Source organism: Bartonella sp. CL25QHWL, from assembly GCF_042195335.1.
Classification (GTDB): Bacteria; Pseudomonadota; Alphaproteobacteria; order Rhizobiales; family Rhizobiaceae; genus Bartonella.
Genome location: NZ_JBHIOE010000082.1, coordinates 1 through 792 on the forward strand (window position 1 = coordinate 1; position 792 = coordinate 792).

Sequence of the window (792 nt, forward strand, 5' to 3'; positions counted from 1 at the left end):
GGTAAGACTCTTCTCAAAGATGTTGGTATTCCACGTGCAAGTTTTATTCCTCTTGGTAATCTTGGGGCTTTGGATGAAAAAGAAGGACAACCCTTTAAACTTGATCTCCCAAAAGCAAAGCAACTTTTAACAGAGGCAGGTTATCCAGATGGTTTTGAGGCCAGTATTTTTGCCGGTGCCTCTCCTTATCCTTTTGCTTTGCCTATTGCTCAGTCTCTCCAAGACAATGCAAAAAAGGTGGGGGTGCGTTTTAAAATTGAACGTTTCGTAGGCACGCAGTTATTTTCAAAACTATCTGCACGTACTTTTGATACGATTTTTTTCGGATGGAATAATGATTCTGCGGATCCCCATACAATGGCTTCACGCCTTATTTACAATCCTGATAATCGGTTTGAGGCTAAAAATACAGGCTATGCGAGTTGGTGCCATGGGTATTTGGATGAAACTATGAATCAAAAGGTTCAAGATGCATTGTTTCAAAAAGATCCAAAAAAACGGGCGCAAATGTATGCTGATTTGCAACGTGAATTTATGCAGAAAGGACCTTATGCTTTTATCTATCAGACGTATCACACGATAGCGATGACACCTGATGTTAAAAAATGGGTTTGGAATAGTGCACCACGTATTTTTTATAGTGCAATTGAAAAATAAGAAGGTATCAGGTTTATAAAATATAAAAAACATGATCATGATATATTTGATGTATTGCAAAGCTCTTTAACACTTTGCAATACGTTGAATTTTATCGGGAATGGATTTCTATGTTGTGTAGAGAATTTTATTTCA

General features: G+C 37.2%; 1 protein-coding gene. It reads left to right on the top strand.

The annotated features are described in order from the left end of the window. The coding region (locus ACFILY_RS09570; RefSeq protein ID WP_375638008.1) for an ABC transporter substrate-binding protein at positions 1-657 on the top strand (657 nt) is incomplete at its 5' end. Positions 658-792: the final 135 nt, after the last annotated feature.